Source organism: Alkalinema sp. FACHB-956 (assembly GCF_014697025.1).
In the GTDB taxonomy this organism is placed as follows: Bacteria; Cyanobacteriota; Cyanobacteriia; order Leptolyngbyales; family Leptolyngbyaceae; genus Alkalinema.
Map to the genome: position 1 here is coordinate 36,910 of NZ_JACJRC010000019.1, position 25,342 is coordinate 62,251.

14 protein-coding genes and 1 pseudogene are annotated in these 25,342 nt (G+C 48.7%); 10 read left to right on the top strand and 5 right to left on the bottom strand.

Features of this window, described 5'->3' with window-relative positions:
• The first annotated feature begins 397 nt into the window (after positions 1–397).
• From H6G21_RS18115 to H6G21_RS18125, 3 genes and pseudogenes are all read left to right on the top strand, one after another.
• Positions 398–1,582 (top strand): SpoIID/LytB domain-containing protein, encoded by a 1,185-nt coding sequence (locus H6G21_RS18115; RefSeq protein WP_190574814.1) that lies wholly within the window; start codon positions 398–400, stop codon positions 1,580–1,582.
• Positions 1,583–1,602: 20 nt separating this feature from the next.
• A pseudogene (locus tag H6G21_RS26300) lies at positions 1,603–2,028 on the top strand (hypothetical protein); the annotation flags it as partial.
• Positions 2,029–2,492: 464 nt separating this feature from the next.
• Positions 2,493–4,688 (top strand): hypothetical protein, encoded by a 2,196-nt coding sequence (locus H6G21_RS18125; protein WP_190574816.1) that lies wholly within the window; start codon positions 2,493–2,495, stop codon positions 4,686–4,688.
• On the opposite strand, the gene H6G21_RS18130 is transcribed toward H6G21_RS18125, so the two are convergent.
• A complete protein-coding gene (locus H6G21_RS18130) occupies positions 4,685–9,004 on the bottom strand; it encodes a PAS domain S-box protein (protein WP_190574817.1) in 4,320 nt (1,439 codons plus the stop codon). The two genes, H6G21_RS18125 and H6G21_RS18130, sit on opposite strands and share 4 nt — an antisense overlap.
• 409 nt (positions 9,005–9,413) lie before the next feature.
• On the opposite strand from H6G21_RS18130, the gene H6G21_RS18135 reads away from it, so the two are divergent.
• The 4 genes from H6G21_RS18135 (at position 9,414) to H6G21_RS18150 (ending at position 15,243) form a co-directional block, all read left to right on the top strand.
• Positions 9,414–9,977: a PAS domain-containing protein gene (locus H6G21_RS18135; RefSeq protein ID WP_190574818.1), complete on the top strand. Its 564-nt coding sequence runs from the start codon at positions 9,414–9,416 to the stop codon at positions 9,975–9,977.
• 689 nt (positions 9,978–10,666) lie between these two features.
• Positions 10,667–13,396: a cation-translocating P-type ATPase gene (locus tag H6G21_RS18140; protein WP_190574819.1), complete on the top strand. Its 2,730-nt coding sequence runs from the start codon at positions 10,667–10,669 to the stop codon at positions 13,394–13,396.
• A gap of 207 nt (positions 13,397–13,603) precedes the next feature.
• Complete coding sequence (locus H6G21_RS18145; protein ID WP_190574820.1) at positions 13,604–14,194, top strand: DnaJ domain-containing protein; 591 nt, start codon at positions 13,604–13,606, stop codon at positions 14,192–14,194.
• 2 nt (positions 14,195–14,196) lie between these two features.
• Entirely contained in the window at positions 14,197–15,243 is a 1,047-nt protein-coding gene (locus tag H6G21_RS18150) for a hypothetical protein (protein WP_190574821.1), read from the top strand.
• Between the two features lie 134 nt (positions 15,244–15,377).
• Here H6G21_RS18150 and H6G21_RS18155 read toward each other — a convergent pair whose 3' ends face one another.
• Entirely contained in the window at positions 15,378–15,590 is a 213-nt protein-coding gene (locus tag H6G21_RS18155) for a hypothetical protein (RefSeq protein WP_190574822.1), read from the bottom strand.
• A 750-nt stretch (positions 15,591–16,340) separates the two neighbouring features.
• Between H6G21_RS18155 and H6G21_RS18160 the strand changes: the two genes are divergently transcribed.
• Complete coding sequence (locus H6G21_RS18160) at positions 16,341–17,759, top strand: hypothetical protein (RefSeq protein ID WP_190574823.1); 1,419 nt, start codon at positions 16,341–16,343, stop codon at positions 17,757–17,759.
• Positions 17,760–17,853: 94 nt separating this feature from the next.
• On the opposite strand, the gene H6G21_RS18165 is transcribed toward H6G21_RS18160, so the two are convergent.
• Together H6G21_RS18165 and H6G21_RS18170 are read right to left on the bottom strand one after the other, a co-directional pair.
• Positions 17,854–19,074, bottom strand: coding sequence for a geranylgeranyl reductase family protein (locus tag H6G21_RS18165; protein WP_190574824.1), 1,221 nt, complete (start codon positions 19,072–19,074; stop codon positions 17,854–17,856).
• Between the two features lie 165 nt (positions 19,075–19,239).
• Positions 19,240–19,524 (bottom strand): hypothetical protein, encoded by a 285-nt coding sequence (locus H6G21_RS18170; protein ID WP_190574825.1) that lies wholly within the window; start codon positions 19,522–19,524, stop codon positions 19,240–19,242.
• 1,293 nt (positions 19,525–20,817) lie between these two features.
• Between H6G21_RS18170 and H6G21_RS18175 the strand changes: the two genes are divergently transcribed.
• Together H6G21_RS18175 and H6G21_RS18180 are read left to right on the top strand one after the other, a co-directional pair.
• The gene (locus tag H6G21_RS18175) at positions 20,818–21,969 is read left to right on the top strand and encodes a response regulator (protein ID WP_190574826.1); all 1,152 of its coding nucleotides are present in this window, start codon (positions 20,818–20,820) and stop codon (positions 21,967–21,969) included.
• A gap of 322 nt (positions 21,970–22,291) precedes the next feature.
• A complete protein-coding gene (locus H6G21_RS18180; RefSeq protein ID WP_190574827.1) occupies positions 22,292–24,814 on the top strand; it encodes a PAS domain S-box protein in 2,523 nt (840 codons plus the stop codon).
• 78 nt (positions 24,815–24,892) lie between these two features.
• Here H6G21_RS18180 and H6G21_RS18185 read toward each other — a convergent pair whose 3' ends face one another.
• The gene (locus H6G21_RS18185) at positions 24,893–25,339 is read right to left on the bottom strand and encodes a hypothetical protein (protein ID WP_190574828.1); all 447 of its coding nucleotides are present in this window, start codon (positions 25,337–25,339) and stop codon (positions 24,893–24,895) included.
• Positions 25,340–25,342 lie beyond the last annotated feature (3 nt).

A 25,342-nucleotide genomic window follows, 5' to 3' on the forward strand; every position in this document is an offset into this window, starting at 1 on the left:
TCAGACGGACGATCGCCCATATTTTTGAACTGGCCTCGATCGTCTATGGCCCGAACTTAGCCAAATTCGTCTATCCTAGCAACGAGATTGGGTGCCGATAACGAATAATGCATCCGGATGAATCCATAGACAGCGTGCTATAGGAAACGATGGCAACCTGAAGCATGGCTTACCTTGGGTAAACTTCCTCAGTGTCACTCCTGAAATTCCTAAACTCACACTTAAAAGATTGATCGATAAGATTGATCGATTCTGAGGGATAGTGGTGAATCCTGTTGGAATTCTCCCGCGCAATTTCCAGCTCAGTTTCCAGCTCAGTTGCTCAATGTTGACCGTTCCTCGTTAACCGTTCCTCCCATTTATCTTGTTCCTCACACCCCAAAGGAGACCTGAAATCATGACCCCGCGAACCGCCCTTCCTTTCCTAGCCTCAGCGCTGAAAATGGCAGGACGGCACGGGTGGCTGACTGCCCTACTGTGGTTAGTCGTCATTGCCCCGGCCCAAGCAGCCCTCGAACTCCGTGTCGCGATCGAAGAAAACGTCCCCAGTGTGAAGGTCGGCAGTTCCGTGGATGCCGTTGTTCGTGACGCCGCCTCTGGCCAAGTCCTAGGGAATATCCAAGGCATGAACGGCTTTGAAGCCCAGCGAGGCGGACGGGGCATTGCGCTGGATAAGTGGACAGGCAATAGCATCTCGATCGAACCCAAGGATCCCAACGGTGTTGTCTGGATTGGCTCCCGTTGGTACCGGGGCAAAGCGGTCTTGGTGCCCACAGGGTCGGGTCTGACCGCAGTCAATCGGGTGGATTTGGAACAATATCTGTACAGCGTCCTCGGTGGCGAAATGAACGGAAATTGGAACCAGGAAGCACTCAAAGCCCAGGCGGTGGCCGCTCGCTCCTATGCCCTTTACCGTCGTAACCGGGATGGCAATGGCGTCTTTGACCTGTGTGATACAGCCCAGTGTCAGGTGTATCGCGGGGTACAGGATGAATCTGCGGGTACCCAAGCAGCGGTGAATGCAACGGCAGGACAAGTCTTGACCTATAAAGGCAAAATTATTGAAGCGCTCTTTCACTCCTCCTCTGGTGGTGCAACGGAAAATGTGGAGGATGTTTGGGGTTCCTATGTGCCCTACCTGCGGGCCGTCACAGATTACGATGAAACCGCTCCCGTCTTTCAGTGGAGCAAAACCTATAGCCAGAATGAGCTGAGCAATTTAATTAGCGGCGTCGGTCAAGTGCGGGATGTGCAACCCGTGGGTAAGCCAACGGCAGGTGGACGCTATCGCAAAATGCGCATTGTGGGCGATCGGGGCCAGCGAGACATCAGCACGGAAGATCTGCGGGATGCGTTGAGCCTGCGGAGTTCCAAATTCACGATCGTTTCTCAGTTCAATCAAACCAAGAGCAATAGCAAGCAGTCCAATCCCACTTTTGTGATTCAGGGGCGGGGGTTTGGTCACGGTCTCGGCATGAGCCAGTATGGGGCCCTGGGATTAGCCAATCGCGGATTAAACTACCAACAAATTGTTTTGCATTACTACCAAGGCACCCAGCTCGCCAAAATTGACGTGCGTTAATTGACGGGTGTTATCCGTATGGGGTGGCGGGTCAAACCAGCGATGGCGGCACCTTCAACTGCGATCGTACGAACGAAGCAACAGCCCTGCCTGCATACCGGAATCAAACCCTAGCGAACTTCTACAGTTCCCAAGGGAGGATCCTGTGCGATGCCTTTCTCGCCGCCCATTGAGTCGGTAGAACCCCAACCGCTCGGCCATCGGCCAGAGGATAGGGCAACATCTAGGGCGTCACTGACATGTCCACAGGTCTTCACAACGGGTTCGAAGTGGGGGCTGCGGGCAAAGTGACCGAGATTAGCCACGCCCAGGCGGGGAACGTGTCCAATTACGTCGGCATTTTCGGCAATAACTAGCTGTTCTATAGTCCCCTCAAGGGCCCATATGCCGCTCAAGTGGTGCGCTTTGCCTATGGGCCACCCCGTTGCGAGATAACTGGCCCAACCTTAACCTTCCGTCATTGGGGTGCGGCCTAAAAAGCCACGGGCGAAATTTATCTAGACGAAATTCATCTAGACGAAATTCATCTAGACGAAATTTATCTACTCGGAGAGACCACCCCGATCGGATTCCGCCAAACGACTGAACTTTGGTCGATCGGCGGAATTGCCTCTACTTTTGGCTTAACTTGGGCAACTTAAACTTAAGACTCCTGCAAGTGGGGTTGCCATCACAACCATTGCACGGGGTTCATATCACTTGCTCAATCACATGGGATGGGTGCCAGTGGCACTTATCCCTCTTTTTTTGCGTCTGGGGGCACGGAAGGAAAGCGCGATTGTAGAATATTAGCGACTGTATCGTTACAATCATCCCAATCATCTCAGGATTCTCTGAATCAATTTTCTACAGACTGGTTAAATTATTGGTGAAGTTTTAAATTATTGGTGAAATTATTGGTGGAATTTTTGTGGAATTCCCCACAATTTGGATTGAAGGTAAGAGTAAGTATTGCGAGCCGAAGCAGGATGTAATGGGTGTGTGGTCAAGCGTGGGTGCGGGTGAATGGGCAGTCGTCTTATCACAGATAAGCGTCCATTTGCTGGCGAGTACAGAAAATTCTTTACCCGCTTGGTTGGAGCAACTGTTACAAAACTCTCCGTTGGGATCCTTGGTGGGAACCTTTGTGGCGCTGGCGGGCGCACTCACCTTTATCTCAACTCAGACAGAAACCATCCAAAAGCTCATTGAGTCCTGGCGCACGATCGCGGGATTTTTTCGATCGCCCACACAAACCACCACCCCGATCGACACGACGGAAAATCGTCGCCGTTTTCTGCGGGTGCTGAAAAGTGAGATTGCCCGTCGTCGCCAAGACTCACTCCATAAATTGGTCGTGATTGACTTGATGTTGCAGGATCAGCCGGAGCAGGTGGGTCGTCTTCAACTGCCGGAATTATCGGTTCCCCAAGAATCTCAGGTGGAGCGGACGTTACAGATCGGGAATCAACCCGCTGTCGCGATCGCCAATGTGCGGACGTTATTTGATGTGTTTAATCAGGTCGATATCGATGGGAAATTGCTCATTCTAGGCAAACCCGGTGCTGGCAAAACCACGGAGATTCTCAAGTTTGCAGCGGAATTGATCGATCGGGCCGAAGCCGATGGCAATGCTGCGATTCCTGTCATCCTAGAACTCTCTTCCTGGCGTGATGATGGCAAACCGATCGCCCACTGGGTCATTGGCCAACTGAAAAAACAATATAACGTCCCCCTACCCGTTGCCCAGCAATGGTTACAAGACGAGCAATTGGTTTTGTTGCTCGATGGGCTGAATGAATTGGGACTCGGACAGCAAGTTAAATGTATCCGAGCCATTAATCAATTTTTGTCTGAAACAGCCTATCCCCATTTTATTGTTTGCTGCCGGGAGGAGGAATATCAAGCCGGGGATGTGAAACTCTCTCGCTTAAACGGTGCCATTTATTTACAGCCATTAACCGATCTGCAAATTTATCAATATTTACAGCAGGTCAATCGTCTGACGTTGTGGGGAAACATTCAAAATTCCCAGGAATTAAAGGAACTCGCCAGAATTCCCTTATTGCTAACCATGATGGTGGCAGTATACCAAGGACGCATGATTCATAAACCCCAGGAGTTATTTGATTTATATATTGAACAACGGTTTAGTCAAGCCCTGGAGGAATCCCAATACCCACTGGGAAAGGAGCCATCCCGCGCCCAAACTCGACAATATTTAATTTGGCTAGCACGGCAACTCAAAGCCCAGGCAAAACCGGAATTATTAATTGAGCGAATTCAGCCCAGTTGGTTGGGCAATCCCCGCGCACGGTTATTCTATCGATTAGGCTGTGGTGCGATCATTGGGCTGCTCTATTTGCTGATTACTTGGCTGGTACTGTGGCAGTTGGGATTCGGCTCCACAAGTCGAGTTTTTGGGGTGCTGGTTTCCGGGATGGTTGGATTTCTATATGGGGTGTATAGCCGTGAAGATCTGAGCCATTGGTTACTACGGTTTCAGGCTTTGCAACCCCTGATAGAGTTGTTGGACAACGAAGAAATTGAACCGATTCAACTGGGCTGGTCATGGGAGCGGGCAAAGTCAGGCGCGATCGCGGGCTCGATGATCGGTTTATTATTAGGCGCGATCGTCATTGGGTTCTTTTCCCATCAGGGCGTCCTGATCCAAGGCTTAGTTTGGGGACTTTCCTTTGCCTTGAGTTATGGGTTACTGATTGGCCTGGTTTCCGGTTTGCAAGCGGGTATTCACACCAGTAACGAACCCAATCAGGGAATGCGCGAATCGGCCAGAAACGCCCTGATGATGTTTGCGATCGGCACTCCGATGGGCATAATTTTAGCCACGATCGGATTATTTTTGCCCACGTCGCGAGTCGATTTCTACCTGAACTTTTGGTTAGGGATAGGCTGTGGACTGTTCTCAGCGGTTCTGACGGGGGGATTACCCTGTATTCAACATTTTGTGTTGCGAGTGCTGCTGTGGCGTGGTGGCGGGATCCCGTGGAACTATGCTCGCTTCCTCAACTATGCCCACGATTTACGATTAATGCAGCGGGTTGGAGGACGTTATCGATTTATCCATGAACTGTTACGAGAACACTTTGCCCAAATGAACTCCTAATGACTCTCCTGGACAAGATGATACACGCTGTACAATAGGCTTTCTAAGGTATAAGGCTTTTCTAAAAATAGCCGAGCACCTGCTGCTAATGCAGCTTCTCGGTGGGCTGACAATCCGCTTACAGCAATGATGACAGCCTGTGGGTTCATGCTTTTCAGAACTCGAATCGTTGTGATTCCGTCCACATCCGGCATCATGATGTCAATAATAATAACTTTTACTTCATTACGATGTTGCGTATAAAGTTCGATCGCAGCTATTCCGTTGTTAGCGACTAATGTTGTGTATTGATAATGTTCTAGTGAAACTCGAGTGGCTTGCTGTACGGGAATATCGTCTTCTACAATTAGCACCCATTCTCCCTCGCCTTGTGGGCAAACTTCCAAGGGAGCCTGGGGTTCCAGGGTAAATTCAATGGCAGGCAGATACAGCTTAAACTGACTTCCTTGGCCAACTTGACTGGTCAGTTGCAAAAAACCACCATGGTTTTTGATAATTCCCAACACGGTTGACAGACCCAGACCCGTACCCGATCCCGGCTCTTTGGTTGTAAAAAAAGGATCAAAGATTCGATCGCGAATTTCAGACGGAATCCCCATTCCCGTATCTGTTACTGTGAACAGAACATAATTCCCTACCTGACTCTCCAAGGTCATCCGAGCAAAGATTTCATCCACATAAAAATTTTCCACGGATAGGGTAAGCACACCGCCCTGAGACATGGCATCCCGCGCATTAACGCACAAATTCAGCAAGACCTGATGCAGTTGGGTCGCATTGGCAGAAATAAGCGCTAACGGTGTATCGGGAATCTGCTGGTAAATCTCGATCGATTTTGGGAAGGTCGGTCGGATCACATTAATCACATCCTGCACAAGCGACGTAACTTCAACGGGACTCTGTTCTCCGCTCGTGCTGCGGGTAAAGGCCAGAATTTGTTGAATCATGTCGGCTCCCCGCTTCGCACTGTTTTCAATAATCTTTAGCATTTGCTGCGATTTTTCTTCCTGAAGTTTTAACGGTTTCAACTGCAAAAGCTTAGAAATGGCTAGCACTGGCGTGAGTACATTATTTAAATCGTGGGCAATCCCACTCGCCAGCGTGCCTAAACTTTCTAGTCGTTGAGTTTGATAAAACTGTGCTTCTAGCAATTTCTTTTCAGTAATATCTGTGTTTACTGCAAGAATTGATTGTGGTTGTCCTAAATCATCTCGGATGAGTGTCCAGCGCGCTTCAATCATAACTTGCTTACCCTGTTTAGTCATGTTGAAAATCTCTCCCTGCCAATGACCTGTATCCATTAGCCGCTGCATGATGATTTCAATTGAAGCCTCATAGTTTTGGAGAAGCCGATCGGCGGGCTGCCCAATCGCCTCTGCCTTAGTCCAGCCATACAGTTGCTCCGCTGCCGGGTTCCAATAGAGAATACAGTTATTTAAATCACGGACAAAAATAGCATCGGATGCAATCTCCAATAATGCTGCCTGTTCCCGGATTGTTTGTTCAGCTAACTTACGATCGGTAATGTCCGTATGGGTACCCATCACTCGCAATGGTTTCCCATCGGCAGCCCATTCAATGACCTTACCGCGATCGAGAATCCATTTATAGCTACCATCTTTGCAACGCATACGATGCTCATTTTTATAAATGGGAGTTTCGCCCCGAAAATGCTGGTTCAGATCGGCATAGCATTGTTCTCGATCCTCCGGATGCACCCGACTATCCCACTCATCCAGGGTATTGCCAATTTCAGAGTCCGCATAGCCGATCATCGCTTTCCATTGAGGGGAAAAGAAAACGAGATTGGTCTGAGCATTCCAATCCCAGATACCATCCCCCGATCCTTCTAGGGCAAATTGCCAACGGGCTTCACTTTCTCGCAGGGCCTCTTCCGCCAGTTTACGATCGGTGATGTCGATCGCAGTTCCCACAATTCGCACAATTTCGCCTTGGTCATTGCGAATGGGTGAGAGGGTTGTCAAGGTCCAGATCATCCGCCCATCAAAGAACAGTTGTTCTTCATAGGACATGCTGGCATCGGCTTGTAGACAACGTTGATAGTTCTGACGAAAGAATGATCCAATTTGACTGCCATAGGCGTCTTCTGGCGTTTTTCCCTGGGAGTCCTGGCTACTCACACCCCCATACTGTTCTGCTAAATGATTAAAGCCAGCGTAGTAAAAATTATTGTCCCGTACATCAATGGCAAAGATTGCTTCATTCGCACCATTGTAAACACTGCTGAGAAAAGCTTCCCGCTGTTGCAGTTCAATTTCTATCTGTTTGCGATCGGTAATATTGCGGCTAAGGGTTGCAAGGGCGATCGGTTCTTCTTTTTCATCTCGAATACAAACCACGTTGTAAATCATCCACAGCGCTTCGCCGGTTTGGAAGTGACGAAATCGAATTTCCGTCTCTGCCCGTCCATCCCGCAAGACCTGGGGAAACAATTCATTAATAATAAAATCTTGATCTTCAGGAAAAAAGCAGTCTCGCACAGAGATGTTAGCAAGGAAGGCATCATCAGGAATTCCAATCATTTGTTTGGCTGCGGTATTGACATAAAACGGAACCCCATCCATTCTGCAGATGCCAATAAATTCTGAACTGTTTTCAGCCAGCGCCACGAATTTGCGGATTTCAAGCTCCGCTTGTTTTCGATCGGTGATATCTTCAGCAATGCCACCGTAGAGGTAAACTTCTCCCAAGTCATTGCGAATCGCAAAGCCCCAGTCCCAAATCCAGCGAACTGCACCATTGGGCTGAACAATGCGATATTCCACAGCGCTAGAGGCTCCTTGGCGCTGCTGTTGCAGTTTCGATTGAACTCGATCGCGATCGTCGGGATGGATGGATTCCAACCAGGAATCAGGCTGATCGATGAGGCTTTGGCGCGATCGGCCCCAAACCATTTCGTAGGATGGACTCACGTAGAGATTGTCGAGGGTGGTGGAATGGGCAATCCAGATCACCGCATGGCTATTTTCAGCAAACTGGCGAAATATTTCCTCACTTTTTTGGAGTTCTGTCTCCATCCGTTTACAATCGCTCACATCTCGCAAAATTGACAGATAGCGACCGGGAATAAAATTCGCGATCGCATTAAATTCTGTATCTCGGGTTGTACCATCTGGACGGTGCAAGCGAAAGTGTCCCGATAGTTGTCCAACTTGCAAAAACTGTTGCCAAACTTGAGCAATATCCAAGGTGGGATCGGCAAAGTTAGCAATACTGGAGCATAACAATTCGTCCTTAGGAACCCCAAATAATTGACAAGCCGCTGGATTGGCATCCAGATATTGTCCTTCATCATTAGCAATGACAATTGCATTCAAGGCATGATTAAACAATGCTTGCCATTGATCCCGTTGTTGTTGCAGCGATCGATTCACTTCAATCAGTTTGGTGGTTCGTTCAACGACTTTTTTGTCCAAATCATCACGGGCAATTTGCAATTTTTGTCTTTCCTGTTCGATCGTCTGATAAGCCCTTTCTAATTCTTGTTTTTTTTGATGTAGTTCAGCTTCTATCGATCGTAATTGTTCTAAGGTTATCTGAAGTTCTGCATTAACGGCCTTCAACTCGGCAATTTGAGGCATTGTCAATTGCTCGATCGGTTGAGATTCCAAGGCCGATGCATAGAGTGGATTGAACTGATAGCCCTCTCTAGGTTTTGTTTTAATAAAATCCTTCGGTGCCCCCACAGCACCCAACTTTTTGCGCAGATCCTTAATATGCACCCGCACCGCTTCTTCCCCCGGAGAATCTACCGAATTCCAAGCATGATCTAAAATTGATCTTGAATGAAAGATTTTCTCCGGTTCCCGCAGTAAGAGTTCTAGAATGGAATATTCCTTGGGAGTGACTGACAGAAGCTGAGTTCCATAGGCAACCCGGCGACTGCTAGGGTCAAGGGATAATTTCCCAAAGACGAGAATAGGTTGATTCGTTACGTTACCTCGTCGCAGTAAGGCTTGAATCCGTGCAATCAATTCTGCAACATCAAAGGGCTTAACAACATAGTCATCCGCTCCGGCATTGAGGGCGATCGCTTTCTGTTGCACATCCGTTTGGCCAGTCAGCAACAAAATCGGCTGCTGAAATCCCTTAGCCCGGAGCTGCTGGCACACACTCACACCATCCAACCGAGGCAGCCCCACATCCAGCAGGATTAAATCGTATTCAAAGGCATCAGCCATCGCTAAGGCAGCTTCACCATCGGTGGCCAAATCGACTGCATAATGATGACTTGCCAATAGTAGGTTTAAAGCTTGGGCAATGGTGTATTCATCTTCAACCACTAGAATTTTCATAATCCACTCCAGACCCAATACTCTAGAGCATTTGTTCTATAAAGCTTTTCCCTGATACCGTCGTAATTGCTCCCGCTCAAATTCTTTTCTGAAGCCCTTATTTTTAGAATAACTTAGTTTTTCTAGATTATTGTGTAGGTTGATTTTCGCGCTCCTCACAGTTTCTTTACAACTCATCTTCCATACTACTGAAGAAAGTTCAGTCTGAATTTGGAATTCTGAGCCTTCTGGAAAACCAGATGTTGGCTGAATTTGACTCCCCTAGCTCCAGAGCTTCTCCTAGATTGGTAAAAGTCTCACTTGATCTAATTATGCTCTTGCGAATTAGGAGAAGTTTATTCTTGTAGGAATCGTTAGGGTATTCCCCTCATTTGGTAAATAGTTATAGTGAAATCAAGGGATTCAAACAATGGTCAATACTTGCAAGAAATTTTTCTCACAAAATTTCATACCATTGCCCAAGCATATCCTCGAAATTCTTAGAGGACTGCAACCGAGTCAACCTGAATCTATTCCAAGCAGTTTTTACATTTATGACCTCGTTGAGCAACGCACTCTCTGCTCAAGTTCTTCGATCGCAGTACTCTTAGGCTACACTGCCGAGGAAATTGATGCCATGGGTCATACTGGGTTAGCACACCTGATTCATTCTGATGATTTGCAGCACGTTGCCAAACACTATCAACGCTTTACATCACTACATTGTGGAGACGTGATTTACAGTGAGTATCGTATGAAACATTCAAACGGTTCATGGTGTTGGATACGATCGCAGGAAACACCTTTAGTGACGGCCAGCGATGGCTATCCATTACAAATTTTGGGCCTGATTCAAGCGCCAATACACCCTGTCACCTCACCTGTCACCTCACCTGTCACCTCACCTGTCACCTCACCTGTCACCTCACCTGTCACAAAATATTCAGAAATCAAGAAAGTGGTGTTAGTAGATAACCAGGGCTTTGTTGCATAAATAGTCCGACTTCCGCCTGAAAGTCTTGCTAGAGAAGTTTTTCTCAATAAGAGTACCCAATTAACGATCCTTGCTGCGCTAGGGTTTGAGGTATTCATGCAACAAAGCCGATAACCAGATGAATTTCAATGAACCGTCTATGGTTGAAGCCTGCTTAACCCAGTAGGGGATTGAGAGACGGTTGTCACCTCTGTAGGGAAAAATGCTGTAGTAATCTCTTCAGCTATCCCTGTCTTGTTGAAAATTTAATAGCTTGCCTTTAATGAACGGTTGAATTTATTTTTAAAAGTGAGTTTGCTATGAACTATTGTCCTTGTTGTACAAATCCAGTACTCCTCCATATTCGCGATCGTCAATCTTACTGGTTTTGTCGGCATTGCTGGCAGGAAGTTTTCATACTGCAACGGGATTTTCCAACCTTAGGCAGCTCTCCCGACATCAATCAGAGCCACAATCCGCTTCGTCAGAATTTGATGCATCAGAGATCGCTTGACTGGATGCCTCAGCAGTCCTCTCTATCGGCATAACTCAAACCCAGGTTTGTTAAGAATTGTTGCTGCCGATCGCCCCAGACCGTGATCTCACCTTTGGGCGAGTTTGGGCCATGCTCCTGAGTTCAGGCTACTTCCTAAAAACGGTATGCTGGATAACAGGAATCCCCGCAGGTCAGTTACAACAGGACAAACACTTTGGGCCACTGGTACCAATTAGATACCATTGACGTTTTGCAGCAACTGGACACGGATGCCACCAAGGGGTTAAGCCGTGAAGCCGTAAACCGTCGGCGAGAACAGTGGGGCAGCAACGAACTCGCAGACCACCGCAGCAAAAGTCCCTGGCTGATCCTCTGGGAACAACTCACCGCTTCCACGATCGTTGTCCTGTTGTTGGCGGCACTGGCAGCGATCGCCCTGGGGGATTCTAAAGATGCGATCGCGATCGTAGCGATCGTGGCGCTGACAGTCCTCCTCGGTTGGAGCCAGGAATATCGTGCAGAAAAGGCATTAGTCGCCCTTAAGCAACTCGCCGTTCCCAGTGTGCGCGTCTATCGGGCAGGCACCTGGATGGATATTTCTGCTCGGGACTTGGTGCCGGGGGATATCGTGCATCTGGAAGCCGGAAATCGGATCCCTGCCGATGGCCGTCTTCTGGAAACGGCGCATCTGCAAGTCCAGGAAGCGGCTTTGACCGGGGAATCGGCTCCCGTGGAAAAATCCAGTCCCGCCCTCACGGATGAGGCGATTCTGGCGGAGTCTGCGTTTTATCCCAATATGGTCTATATGGGGACGACGGTGACCGCTGGCCGGGGCAAGGCTGTGATTACCGCCACGGGGATGCAGACGGAACTGGGGAATGTGGCAAATCTGATGCAGCGGGTGGGCTGGGAAGCTACTCCTTTGCAACAACGCTTGGATCAACTGAGCCAGAAGTTGGTACTCGCGATTTTGGCACTCGTTGCAATTATTTTTGCGTTGGGCGTTTTGCGAGGAGAATCCCTACCGTTAATGTTCCTCACGGCGGTGAGTGTAGCCGTGGGGTTAATTCCAGAGGGGTTACCCGCGATCGTGACGATTTCCCTAGCCTTGGGATCCCAGCGAATGCTGAAACAGCAGGCCCTCATCCGCAGACTGCCCGCAGTGGAAACGTTAGGGTCTGTGACGGTCATCTGTTCGGATAAAACGGGAACGCTAACGGAAAATCGGATGACGGTAACGACGCTGGAAGTTGCAGAACAACGGGTTTCGTTGCCATCAGCTTCAGAATCCCCTTTCGCTTCAGAGTCTCCTTTAGCGCCTAGTTTGCAATTCCTATTACTCGGTGCCGCCCTTTGCAATGATGCGATCGTGCCGATGGGTCAGGAATCCGTTGTGCAGAATGAAGCAAATCCTTTGGGCGATCCGACTGAGGTTGCTTTAGTCATTGCCGCGAGTCTTGCTGGTTTATCCAAATCTGATTTAGATATGCAATATCCCCGTATTGCTGAAATTGGATTTGAGGCCGATCGCCGTTGCATGACAACTATTCATAAGTGGAATGGCGATGGTAATTCCTTTAGTGATGATTTTAAGGGTACTCCTTATATTGCCTTTACCAAGGGAGCGGTGACTCAGTTGCTGGATGTAACGAGTCATATTTGGGTGAAGGATCACATTCAGGTATTCGATGCAACCTGGCGCGATCGGGTGTTGAAGGCGCAGCAGGAGCTGGCGCAAACGGGCGCACGGGTGTTGGGGGTGGCGTTTCGCCTGTGGAACGATCGACCGGATGTCCGTGATGCGCAAACCGTGGAGCAGAACCTGGTTTTGGTGGGCTGGGTGGGGCTGCGTGACCCAGCGCGTCCGGAAGTCAAGCAGGCGGTACAGGATTGTCAGAGGGCGGGCATTCGGCCTGTGATGATTACGGGGGATCATCCGTTGACGGCCTTGCATTTGGCGCGGGAATTAGGTATTGCAGATAACGATCGCTATCTGACGGGCCATGACCTGAATCAGCTCTCGCTGGCGGAGTTGATGGAGAAAGTGGAGTCGATCGCGGTGTATGCGCGGGTGTCCCCGGAGCAAAAGCTGAAAATTGTGCAGGCGTTCCAGCAACGTCAACACATTGTTGCGATGACGGGGGATGGGATTAATGATGCCCCAGCGCTGCGGAAGGCAGACATTGGGGTGGCCATGGGAAAATCGGGAACGGATGTGGCCAAGGAAGCGGCGGATATGGTGCTGCTGGATGATCATTTTGCGACGATCGTGGCGGCGGTGCAGGAAGGTCGGGTGATTTATGACAATATTCGCAAGTCGATTAAGTATTTGCTGAGTGGCAATTCCGGTGAGATTTGGGTGATGTTTCTTGCGCCGTTTTTGGGTATGCCGTTGCCACTGCTACCGATCCAAATTCTTTGGATTAATTTGATGTCGGATGGGTTGCCAGCCTTGGCGCTGAGCGTGGAGCCGGCGGAGCGGGATACAATGCAGCGTCCCCCGCATCAGTCCCATGGGCCAATTTTTAGCCGGGGGATGGGGTGGGATATTGTCTGGATTGGGTTGCTGACGGGGCTGGCGAGTTTGGGGACGGGCTATGTTTACTGGCAGGGCGATCGACTTAGCCATTGGCAAACGATGTTATTTACGATTCTGACGTTTTCGGAAACGGTGATTGCGTTGGCGGTGCGATCGGAGCGGTATTCGCTATTTCAAATTGGCTTATTGTCCAATAAACCGTTGCTGGGCGCGATCGTGTTGACGCTGGGGTTTCATTTGGCGATCTTGTATGTTCCACTGTTGCAAACGTTGTTCCAAACGACGGCATTATCGATCTCTGAGCTGGTGTTTTGTTTAGGGATGAGTAGTTTGGTCTTTTGGGCGATCGAGTTACAAAAATGGCTGCGGCGAAAACAGTCTCCTATCCATACTCATAAGCCATAAAGTCTTCAGTCTAGGGTAAGGCTAACTAGGGAAAGAACTGGAAATTCCATGCACCCTAGATGGCAACAGGGTGTGAGATTTAGACAAAAATATTACAGAATTTTTACGAACTCTTCTTATTTGCTTGGTTGACAATAAGCTACCTTGAACATTATTAGGTGAGAAAAGACAATCCTCACGCATTAACGCACTCATAAGGATTGAACCATGGCTACTGCTACCCAGTCTCGCAAGAAAAAAGCACCTAGCAAAACCGAGAAATCTCTCAATAGCTTGATCCAGAATGAGATTGCTCGTCTCTCAGAAATGCACGGCATTAGCCAATCTGAGCTAGAAAGTTTTGCACAGTTTGTCATTGCCAACTATCGCAAGATCGACAAGCGACCAAAGCCGTTAAAAATGACAGAGCTTAAGCAGGCTATTTTCAACCAGTTCAGTGTCACTAATTTAACGGAACTCCGAAAATCAGGGTCTTTTCAACTGGCAACCAGTAGTTTAGGTAAACTGGATCTCTCTAAAATTGCAGGCTGGGAAATCTTATATCGGAAACTCATTGGTGTGCTCCCCCATGAAGTGAATGAACAGGGTTATGGGTGCATCAACGGAATCAATATTTTCAACTATGACATGCCCTGGCAAGCCTTTGGTTTAAATCCCCAAACAGCCACTACGGAACAAATCAAATCTGCATATCGAGATCTCAGCAGAATTTACCATCCTGATAATCGGGAAACGGGGGATGCCAAGATTTTCGATAGACTCACTATTTTCTATAAGAGCCTCACGGAGACTTTCTAGACATGGCAGAAGTTTATATTACCGCTCAAGAACTCCTCAAAGCGCTTCAAGAGATCTCACCTAAGTTCAGTAGTCAAGACTTGATTGCACTTGAGGAATTTATTGATTCCGATCCTGATGACGAATGGGAGTTAAAGGAAGGCAAGGATTATCGAATTGTCATACAAGCAACTGGTAAACGGGAATATACTGCATCAGGAGCTTACACGATCGCACGGTGCTTAGAAGCTCGGCAAAAACCAGGATTTTGGGCAAGGATTAAGGAACTGGTTTTGCATACTAAACGCAAAGTTCGCAGGGCATTTATCAATAAAAAAATTCTGGATAATTGTTCTTCTCTCGTCAAACGCAGAAGCCATTTTTGGATTTCCCGTGCTGACTTAGTTTCCATTTTGGGTACTAACTCCCAGACATTGACTCGAATGCTCGACAAGGCTCAACAAATGCAATCTCCTCTGATTCAAGGGCAAGATTATGAAGATTTTGCAGATGGATCAGGGATCTATTTTTCTTTAGGTGGGATCTACAAAATTTCTCAAGTCTTCGGCAAAAGCTTGACACAGAAAAATCGTCGAGAATGGTGTGAAGAAGTTGGTAATACAATTCAGCCACAGGTGAACGACATTGTTGATACCATCAAAAATCGTGAAAACGAAATAGAAAGAGCGATGAGATACGTTCGAGAAAAGCGGGATAAGAAAACCTGTCAAGTGACCAAGACGAAGCAAGATAAAATTAATGGTCTGAAATTAGCTGTTCATCACTTGTATTCTCGGAATGCTTATCCTGCGATCGCGAGTAACCATGCAAACTTGATTACTATTTCCTGTGACGTTCATGATCAGTTTCATCAGGACTACATGGGTGGAACCAATAAACCTTGCACAATTGACGATTTTATTGATTTTGTGCAGCGTTACTATCCAGACAATACCTCTCTCGTGAATCAGCTGACCAGTTGGCGTGTCAGCTTGAATAATCCTCAACCGATCGATCTCTCAAAGCCTCCCCATGTTTTATACCTCCCAGCCTCTCGACTAACTGGCTGATTTCTAGCATTTTCAGCTGATTTCTACCATTTTCAATCACCAACTTCATGGGATGTTCTAGCCCCAAGCGTTCCGCCGATCGGGTAATGACTGGCCAACCTGCGGAACACCCACACTGGCGGATACTTGAGCGGTTACCAACGGCGATTCAGGATGCTCACCCATTCGCCTTCGGTGCCCGGAACCGGCGTGGGACGGCCCCAGTAAATCCGATCGATCATCCCGATCGCATGTAATTGGTCAATAAATGCCTGCACCGTTTCCTTTGTGCCAAAAAGCTGTAACCGAATGTAGGGTCGAAACCGTTCGATCGAGAAATCGCGATCGTTGCCAGAATCTTGAGCCATTTTGAGCTTCTCCTAGTTGTAGTGACTCCCCACCCGCATTCCCCCCTTTTTCCACAGGAAAAGGAACGATGCAGGCAAGTACCCTCTCCCAACTTGGGAGAGGGAGAGGTTGGAAAGAAGCCCAAAAACTTAGAGCCACCCCCGTTTGACATCACAAACAAGGGTGGCTCGATCGAATGTTAAAATCCAATGCAAGCCTCCTCGCTGTGCACGCAGCTTGGGGGAATAGCTGCTCAGGCTTGGTTCCAACAACCCTGAGTAGCGCGCTAAATTTTTGGGAATCTAGCCGCTCCATGTTCCATGCCCGATCGTCAACCGTCAAGTTAACCCAGGGATGTCCCACAGAAACTGCTATGAGAAACAAGCCTACGGACAAACCTAGCGCTAGTCAACTATCTAGCGTCAATAAATATAAAGCTTCCTCTGTTGGCGGAAAAATCGTCTTAAAATTTGCATCGTAGAAAATCCTCGATCGCCCCATCTATCGCCCCACTCCCAGTCACCCACCCCCCTCCGCCACGTCCCAAAAACCGGAGGTTTAAAATTTTATGACAACTATGTCAAATCCAGGGCGTTGCGTGTAGATCCCATGAAGCTTCAGCAATTTCACCCGATCTTTTAAGAACCGTTCGGTAAGATCGGCAACAAGATACGCGATCGATAAAATTTCCCCGCTCAACTAGCTCAATAGCCAGCCTAGTCGAGCAATTTGTCAGCATATTGTGACTGTTTAGAAGAGATTGAATTACCATGTCAGGCCGCAAAATCGTTCTGTTTGAGTTGAATGAAGTCCCCTACAAACTGGTCGATCATTTTTGCCAAACCCATCCCCAATCCCATTTGGCAAAAATGTTGGGTAAGTCCCAGCAATATAAGACCTACGCAGCCGACTCCGGAGAACTTTCACCAACCAAAACTTGGCCCACAGTGCACCGTGGCGTCAACAACGATCTGCATGGCTTAACCAACTTTGGGCAAGAATTGGATGAAGTCAACCAAGCCTATCCCCCCCTGTGGCAAATCCTCGCATCCCAGGGCGTCAAAGTGGGGGTATGCGGTTCCTTCTTCACCTTCCCTGTAACTGACAAAATTCAAGACTACGCTTTTTATCTGCCCGATGTCTTCGCGGCTGAAAGCACCGCCCATCCCCAACCCCTCGAAGCGTTCCAGTCGTTTAACCTAGCCATGTCCCGCGCATCGGCCCGCAACGTCTCGAAAAAAATTGATGTATCCGGTGCCCTCAAGTTACTCCCTGCATTACCCCAACTGGGCCTGACCTCCACCACGATCGGGCAAATTGGGCAACAACTGCTAGCCGAACGGCAAGATCCCACCGTCAAAACCCGCCGTCGCACCTACCAAACCCTGCTCAGCTTCGATATTTTCATGAAGCAATTGCAGAAGACCAAGCCAGACTTCGCCACCTTTTTCACCAACCACGTAGCTGCAAACATGCACCGTTACTGGGCTGCAGCCTTTCCCGACGACTATAAGGTCTTCAACCTTAAGGACGAATGGGTCAATCAATTTCGTGGTGAAATTGACTTTGCGATGCAAAAAGCCGATGAACTGCTGGGACGCTTAATTGCCTTCGTCGATCGTAATCCCGAATACGTTCTATTGGTCGTTTCCAGCATGGGACAAGCGGCTTTCAAAGCAGAACATGTTTCCTCCTGCGTGGGCATTGTGAACTTTGAGCGCTTCATGGGGCAGCTTGGCATTGCCGCCGGGGACTACGAAGAACGACCCGCAATGGCTCCCATTTTTAACGTGATGGTGAACCCTGATAAACAAGATTGTCTGCGGCAAAAGATTGGAACCTTAGAGATCAACGGCCAACCCTTTGCCCAGGAATTAGAAGAAGGCTTCTTTGAATTCTGCTTCAAGTATTTCCAAAACTACAGTGGCCCGGAAGTGATTCATGTAGAAGGTCAGGCACGCTCCTTTGTAGAGATGGGATTAGCCAGCGTCCCCCACGAAGATGGCGTTTACCTCACCGGCGATCATATTCCTGAAGGAATCCTGTTCAACTACGATCCCCAAAAGGCATCCCCCAGCAATGCCCAGCGGACTAAGATTTCCACCCTAGACATTGCACCCAGCATTTTGGAAAACTACTCCGTATCCATTCCAACTTACATGAATTCTCCATTCCAACTTGTGGCCTAGGGCGTTATCTAACGCCATTCTTCCGAGGTTATTCTAAAGTTGAGTGACAATTGTTCCCTGAAGGTGCCCCTGCCAATTGACAGGGGCATTGGTTTTAGGACTCATTCCAAGCTGGGAAAAAGTGATTGCCCACCGATCGCTTCAGACGGTTCATAGCCCGTTCTGTCATTTCTGTGAAGTGCAGATCATCACAGAGCAGTTGCGTTGCAAGGCGCGTACTGCGTTCATATTTCACGCCATACTTATAGCAAATTCCTGGCCATTGATAAAAGACCTTAGCCAAGGCCAAGGCCGCATCAAAATTCCCCGCAAATTCTCGATGGATGCGCTGGGTATACGCTTGTGCCGCATCTTCGGCCAAACATTGACCCGCAATATGTCCACTTTTGACCGCGTGCAAAATGCCATCCCCAAAGAGGGGATTCACCAAACCTGCGGCATCGCCCACCAAGAGAATCCGGCCTTCATGCAGTGGCTCCTTGCCTGACCAAGTGGGCAACGGATGACCGTGGAAGCGCAATTGGGATCGATCGTAGGCAACCCCCATCGTGGTTAGATAGTCACAAATCGTCTGCTGCAATTCTGCCCGGACTGTGGGGTCTTTGCGAGGATCCAGCTTACCCGGTCGAAATAACCCCGCCCCTACATTGAGGTGATCTCCCTTCGGAAAAATCCAGGCATAGCCCTGTTTCACCGCCCCATATTCCAAATGCACCACCTCAGGCCGCAGATCGGCATGACCAGTGCCCCACGTGTGGGGATGCTCGACCTCTAGGGCGATCGCGATCGATCGTTTTTGGCGCAGTTGGGTGGCTTTGACCACAACGCCATTGGCTCCATCGGCTCCAATCACATAGCGGGCCTTGGCTGTAAATTCCGCCCCCGTTTTAATCCCCTGGGCTCGAACCACGACGCCATCGGCCTCTGGAATCAGCGATCGTACCGCCAAGCCATCGCGCAGCTCCGCCCCAGCCCGCACAGCCCGTTGCGCCAAAGCCTGGTCAAAAATCGATCGTTGCACCATCCAGAGCGATAGTTGGTGGGAAACGCCTTCTGGATTGATAGCCCCCAGGTAGGGATCATCAAACTCCCAGGTGTGGCGCATATGGGTCACATTTGATTCCACAAACGCTTCCGGTGCCAGATCCCACAGAAACTGTTGGATCGTCATCGGCATTCCGCCCCCACAGGTTTTGTGACGCGGTAAGACTTGTTTTTCCAGCAGAGCCACCTTGAGACCCGATCGGGCCGCTTCCGCTGCGGCCATGGCCCCCGCAGGCCCAGCACCACACACCACCACGTCATAGGTTTGCATGTTTATCTCCATCAAATGATCTAGGTCAGCCAGTGATTCAGGTCAGCCAGTATCCAGGTCAGACCCTAGTTTCGACCGTCAGTTCCAGCGAGCCAGTTCAATAATTTCCTGACAAGCCAATATTCCCTGACAAGGGCGAGGACTTTCCTAGGAAATTAGCCCATCTTATGAATTTTGTAACAATTTTTGAATACTTGTCTGTTGCCGCCAGTCTTGCCCTTGCACAGCGGTCCCGACAATATAGTTGTCTTTTGTTTTAACAATTACAACTGAGTACTCTTGATCTGACAATTCGCTACCTAATTCATAGGCTTGGTCTTTTCTTTGACTTGAAAAGACTTGTAGCTGGACAAAAATTTCCCCTTGACAGTTAACGCCGTCATACGCGCGATCGTCCAGCCAAAACTGAAAAAATATGCAATCCGAATCGTTTGCTAATCTCAAAGCCATAATCTTAATGGGCGAATTCTCAAATCTTGACAAAACACAGTTACTTTCACTTTTTCCGAAACAGAGAAAATTAGGCTTTCAGCCCAGCCTGCTAAGTGCTAGGTGCCCCCCTTGACCTAAACCCAAGAAATTCCCTAGGCTGAACGCCTCAAACCACGCTTAGGCCACTAATCCTTGCTGATCCTTAGGAACTTATTTGTAGAAACTTACCTTAAGAAGCTGACCTTAAGAAACTTACCCTTAGAAACTTACCTTCTAGAATAGACACAGTTTCCCCTGAATTACCATTGGATTAACACAGAAAAAAGGACGTACCCAAAGATTTGACACAAACCCTATGGTTACTCCCACTTTTACCAACCTTAAAGAAACTGTTAAGTTGTCAACTTCATTCAGAAGAGATTGATGCAATCCCCAGTTTGCCCTGTACCAGACCTTCACGATCGAGTCCTCGCTCCCCACGATCGAACAATCCCTAATCCTACTGTTTCCTCAATATCATTTCATCCACTAGAGTACTCCCTAGCCAAACTTCATCCACTAACTCCACTAATATCGATAAACCATACATGAATCCACAATGGATTAGATAAACGAATTTACTCTCAAAAAATGTATTCTATGTAATATTTGCAGCGACCAAAAGTGGATTAGACCTTACACATTTCTTACAATGAGCCGAAGAATCTTAGTGCTTTCCCTACAAGTTAACTTCTATTTCCATTTATAATTTAATGAGTATTGAATGAAAGGTTAACTCAAAAGAATTGCTAGGTGATTTGGGCAGCCATTTATATAGTGGTTAACAAGCTAATAGTTAAGGAGCTAATGGTTGACAAGGTAATACTTGAATAAGGTAATACTCGAGAAAACCATGGCGTAGCATTTAACGCCAAGCCCTTAAAGTTTATTCCATTCAATATTCCTAGAATTCTTATTGAGATGCAACGACTGTCTTGATTCAATCCTTCCATTTTAGTTAGCCTGTCTAAAAATATGTCATAACCTAAGAAATGCATAACTATGTTTATTTGTTGCAAAGATATAAATATCTGCGAGACCTTAAGTTGTGCCTCCACAATTTTAGCGTTGCTTGTAGGGGGTAATTAGAAAGATATTGATGAATAGGTGGTCGGGAAATTACGATCGTTGAGGATCCTAACATCACTCTCCTTGCAACCCTATCCCGGATGGGCAGCAAGCTAATCACTAGAGTGCTAGAAGCTACTTAGGATCGCCAGCAATGAGAGGGAGCAACGTCACAAGGTCTGGAATCATAGGTTTGGAATCATTATGCGGATTGTAGTAATTGAAGACGAAGAAGATGTGCGATCGAATATCGTAGAGATTCTCGACTCCGGGGGATTTGAATCGATCGATGCCAATAATGGTGCGACAGGACTACAAATGATTCGCCAATACCACCCAGACTTAGTTCTGTGTGATATCAAAATGGGGAATGGCGATGGGTATGCCGTTTTACAGGAAATTCGTCGCGATCCCTCCACCGCTGCCATCCCTTTTGTTTTTCTGAGCGCTAAGACCGATCATTCCGACGTGCGTCATGGGATGAATCTCGGCGCAGACGACTACCTCACCAAACCCTTTCGGCGCGTTGAGCTATTGGAAACCATCACCGCACGACTGAAAAAGCACCAAGCTTGTAGCCAATCTTCACTGGTTGAATCCGCGTCCGGTGAATCTGCTAGCTGCGAAAACACCGATATGGCTGCTTCAGCCCCCCAGGAATGGGTTAGCGCCATTAGTCATGACCTGCGTGCACCTCTCACCACGATTCGCATGGCGCTGCGCATGATGGAAATGATTCCCGATCGCTGGCGGCAGTATCTCAGCGTGGCGCAGTTGGCCTGTGAACAGGGCGATCGTTTGATTGAACAGTTGCTAGATCAGTATGTTTCCAGCACTGCCGAAACAGATTCCTCGACCACGATTCTGGACTTACAGCCCTGGGTTGAACAAAGAATTGCCGCGTTTGAAGTCCAAGCCCAAGTCAATCAACAATCTCTCACCTTCGAGCTATCAACCTCCATCGATCGCATTGAAGTGAGTGAGATTACACTCCATCGGGTCCTGGTAGAACTGCTACACAATGCCTGCAAATATACCCCCCCAGGAGGAGCTATCCGGCTGACACTGGAGATTCCCGCAACCAAACCGACCACCCTGCGCATCACGTTGCGGAACTCTGCGGAAATTCCAACCGCCGATCTGACTAGGATTTTCGATCGCTTCTACCGGGCTGCACCTGCCACCGTGGGTCTTCATAGCCCCCACAATGACTATGCCCCTAAAGGCTCTGGACTAGGATTGGCCTTAGTGCAATCACTGGTTAAACAGGCCCAGGGAGAAATTTCAGTCCAGAGCAACCAAGGATGGACAACTTTTTACGTCAGTTTACCCTGCACCATTGTGGCAAACCCATAAACCCTGCACAATAGAGCCAGGTTCTATCTTTGCCAGGTTCTATCTTTGATAGTCTCGATACTGTCAAAAGAGGCATGGTTCTCTAAGGTAGACCAGTTGGAACAATTAATCCCTAGGTGAAGTAATTCTTAGGTGAAGTAATCCCTAGGTGAAGTGGCTCGATCGGCTAGCTTGGCCTAGCTGTATCCTTCCTACTTGTATCCTTCTAAGTGTGGTGACTCTGGTTCCACGATATCCGCACCCTTGTTGTTGCACTCTAGCTTTCGCACCCTAGCTTTTGCACCTTACCAGTCAGCCTTTTGATGAAATTGTTGCTCTCCCTATGATGCAAGATGAGGTTAGGCTTGTTTCCCCATCCAATACGCCATTGCAGAATACATCACAGGTGGATGCAGCGCGCTACCAAGCTTTCGTCCATAACAGTCCTGACTTGGTCGGGTGTTGTCTGCCAGATGGGACTCTAACCTTTGTCAACCCTGCTTTAGGGACTTTCCTACAGGTTGCCCCAGAAGCGGTCATCGGCCACAACCTACCACTGCTATTACAGCAAGCCAACAAACCGACCTTAGCCGAGCGGTTTCAAGCCATCCTAGCCCAGCTGGGGCCTCAATGTTGGATTGTAGAAACAGAATGGACTGATCCGATTCAGCTTGATCCGATTCAGCCTGATCCGATGCATGGCGAGGCCGTCACCGACGAGCAATCAATGGCCCTCACTGACCTGCACCAGCCATTGCAACATTCAGGGTTGCCCCCTCAGAGCGGCTTATCACCGCAGACTTGGCATTGGAGAATCCAAGGCATTCGAGACCCCTTAGGCACGATCGCAGAAATTCAATGGGTAGGTAGGCTAATCACTGTTCAGAATACCCAGAATGTCCAGAATACCCAGACTTCGACCGATCGACTCACCCAGAGGATGCAACGACGGCCCTTAGGGGCTCCCTCGCCTCAGACCTCAAATATCCTTCCTGAACTCCCGCAGGGTCAAATTACTCACTTTTTGCAGAGTATTACGGATGGCGTGGTGACCCTCGATCGGCAGTGGCAGCTGACCTATCTCAACCCAGCAGCCCTGGGGATTTTGGGGCAGCCAGCTTCGCTAGTGGTTGGGCAAGTCCTTTGGACAGTCTGTCCTGCCATGGATCAAACGCCGGTGGGCGCTTGTTTGCGGCGGGCCATGGAGACGGGAATCCCCCAGTATGGTGTTGAGTATGCAATCGACGATCGCTGCTATACGGTACAGGTTTATCCTTCCGAGCTAGGATTATCTGTCTATTTCCGCAATATGACAGAGATGGCAAAAACCGTGCAAGCCCGCAACCAAGCCGAAGCCGGTTTGCGAGAAAGCGAAGAACGGTTCCGCCAACTGGCAGAAAACATTCAACAATTATTTTGGATGTACTCCATTGAAGACAAGCGGCTGATTTACATCAGTCCCACCTGTGAGTCAGTCCTGGGGGAAACGAGTCAAGCGTGCTATCGCAAACAGTGGCATGATTGGTTAGACCATGTGGCATTACCCGATCGGGCGGCAGTCCTACAGGCCAGTAAGCAATCCCGTCGAGGTCAAATCACGGAGGTGGTTTGTCGGATCCTGCGGCCCGATGGCACGGAGCGAGACTTGCTAACTCGGGCCTTTCCCGTCCGCAATGCAGCGGGTAAAGTCTATCGCGTGGCAGGAATTGCTGAAGACATTACCGATCGTCAGAAACAGGAAAGCTGGCTGCGTCTGTTGGAGTCGGTAATTGTCAACGCGAACGATGCGGTGGTGATCACAGAAGCAGAACCTGTACAACTCCCCGGCCCCCACATCATCTACGTCAATCGGGCCTTTACCCGCATGATGGGTTACGAACCGGAAGATGTGATTGGCAAAACACCCCGCATTCTCCAAGGCCCGAAAACGGATCTGCACACGCTGGAACATATTCGATCGGCATTGCACCAGTGGAAGTCTGTGCTGGTGGAAGTGATCAACTATCGCAAAGATGGATCGGAAATTTGGGTAGAGTTAAGCATTTTCCCCGTGGCGGATCAAACCGGGCGTTACCACTACTGGGTCGGGATCCAACGGGATATTACTGAACGAAAACGGGCTGAGGCGGACATGAAGATCGCCCTCGTGAAGGAACGGGAACTCAGCGAATTGAAATCTCGCTTTGTATCCACCACCTCCCACGAATTTCGCACGCCCTTAAGCACCATTCTCTCGTCGGCGGATTTGCTGGAATACTATGCCGCTGATGGGTCGCCCAAAAAACAACTGGAACACATTAACCGAATTCAAAATGCTGCGCTTAACATGAATCATTTGCTCAATGACATTTTGATTATTGAGCGAGCGGAAGCCAAAAAATTGAAATTTGATCCGATCGAATTGGAACTCCGCAGTTTCTGCCAAGCCCTGATCGAAGAAACCCAATTGAACGATCGCCATCAGCATCCCCTACGATTTATGGTCACCCCCGATGCTGCCACGCTCCCTGCCTATATGGATGAGCGACTCTTCAGTCAAATCCTGAATAACCTGCTATCCAATGCACTGAAGTATTCCCCTGCCAATCAACCAGTGTCTGTTAACCTGGGTTGGACGACCAGCCAGATTATCTTGCGCATCCAAGACGAAGGCATTGGCATTCCGCTAGAAGATCAAGGTCGGTTATTTGAGCCGTTTCACCGAGCAACCAACGTTGGATCCGTTTCAGGGAATGGTTTGGGGTTGGCGATCGTCAAGCAATCCGTAGACATTCACCGAGGCCAGATTCAAATTCACAGCCAGGTCAACGTTGGCACAACAATTCAAGTCACCTTGCCACGCTTTGCGCCCCGATCGTCTCCCTAGGGAACAGTGTACAAATAAAATTCCAACTGAATAGATGGGTCGGTGGGTGGATGGGTCGGTGGGTGACTGAATCAGGGACTAGCTGACTTGGCGTTCTAGGACAGCTTCCATGGAGCTGGTCATGTAATGGCCCGACAGAATACCGCTGGACATATAGTACTGGGTGTCCCCAAACCGATACATCGTTTCAAAGCCACTGCGTCGTTGCTTGTCGCCGATCGCCCGGTAATGCTGCACGATCGATTCTGGAGCCAGCCAACCTTCGCCTTCGACGTGACCCATATCGCTATGTTGCAGGACGAAGGTATAGCGCCGATCGCCCATGTCAAAGCGGCCTCGATACTGAAAATCGATGGGTTCGCGATCGCTATCCACAAAGATCAGTCTCATCACCATGTTGAACCACTCATCCCGGCTCCAACTGACAAGAACCTTTCCTTTAACTGTAATGGGGAGGCTATTCCGCTCTGTCCAGCTACCCTGCAACAGCCAGACCCCAGGCTCCATAAGAAATGTGTGGTTCACAAT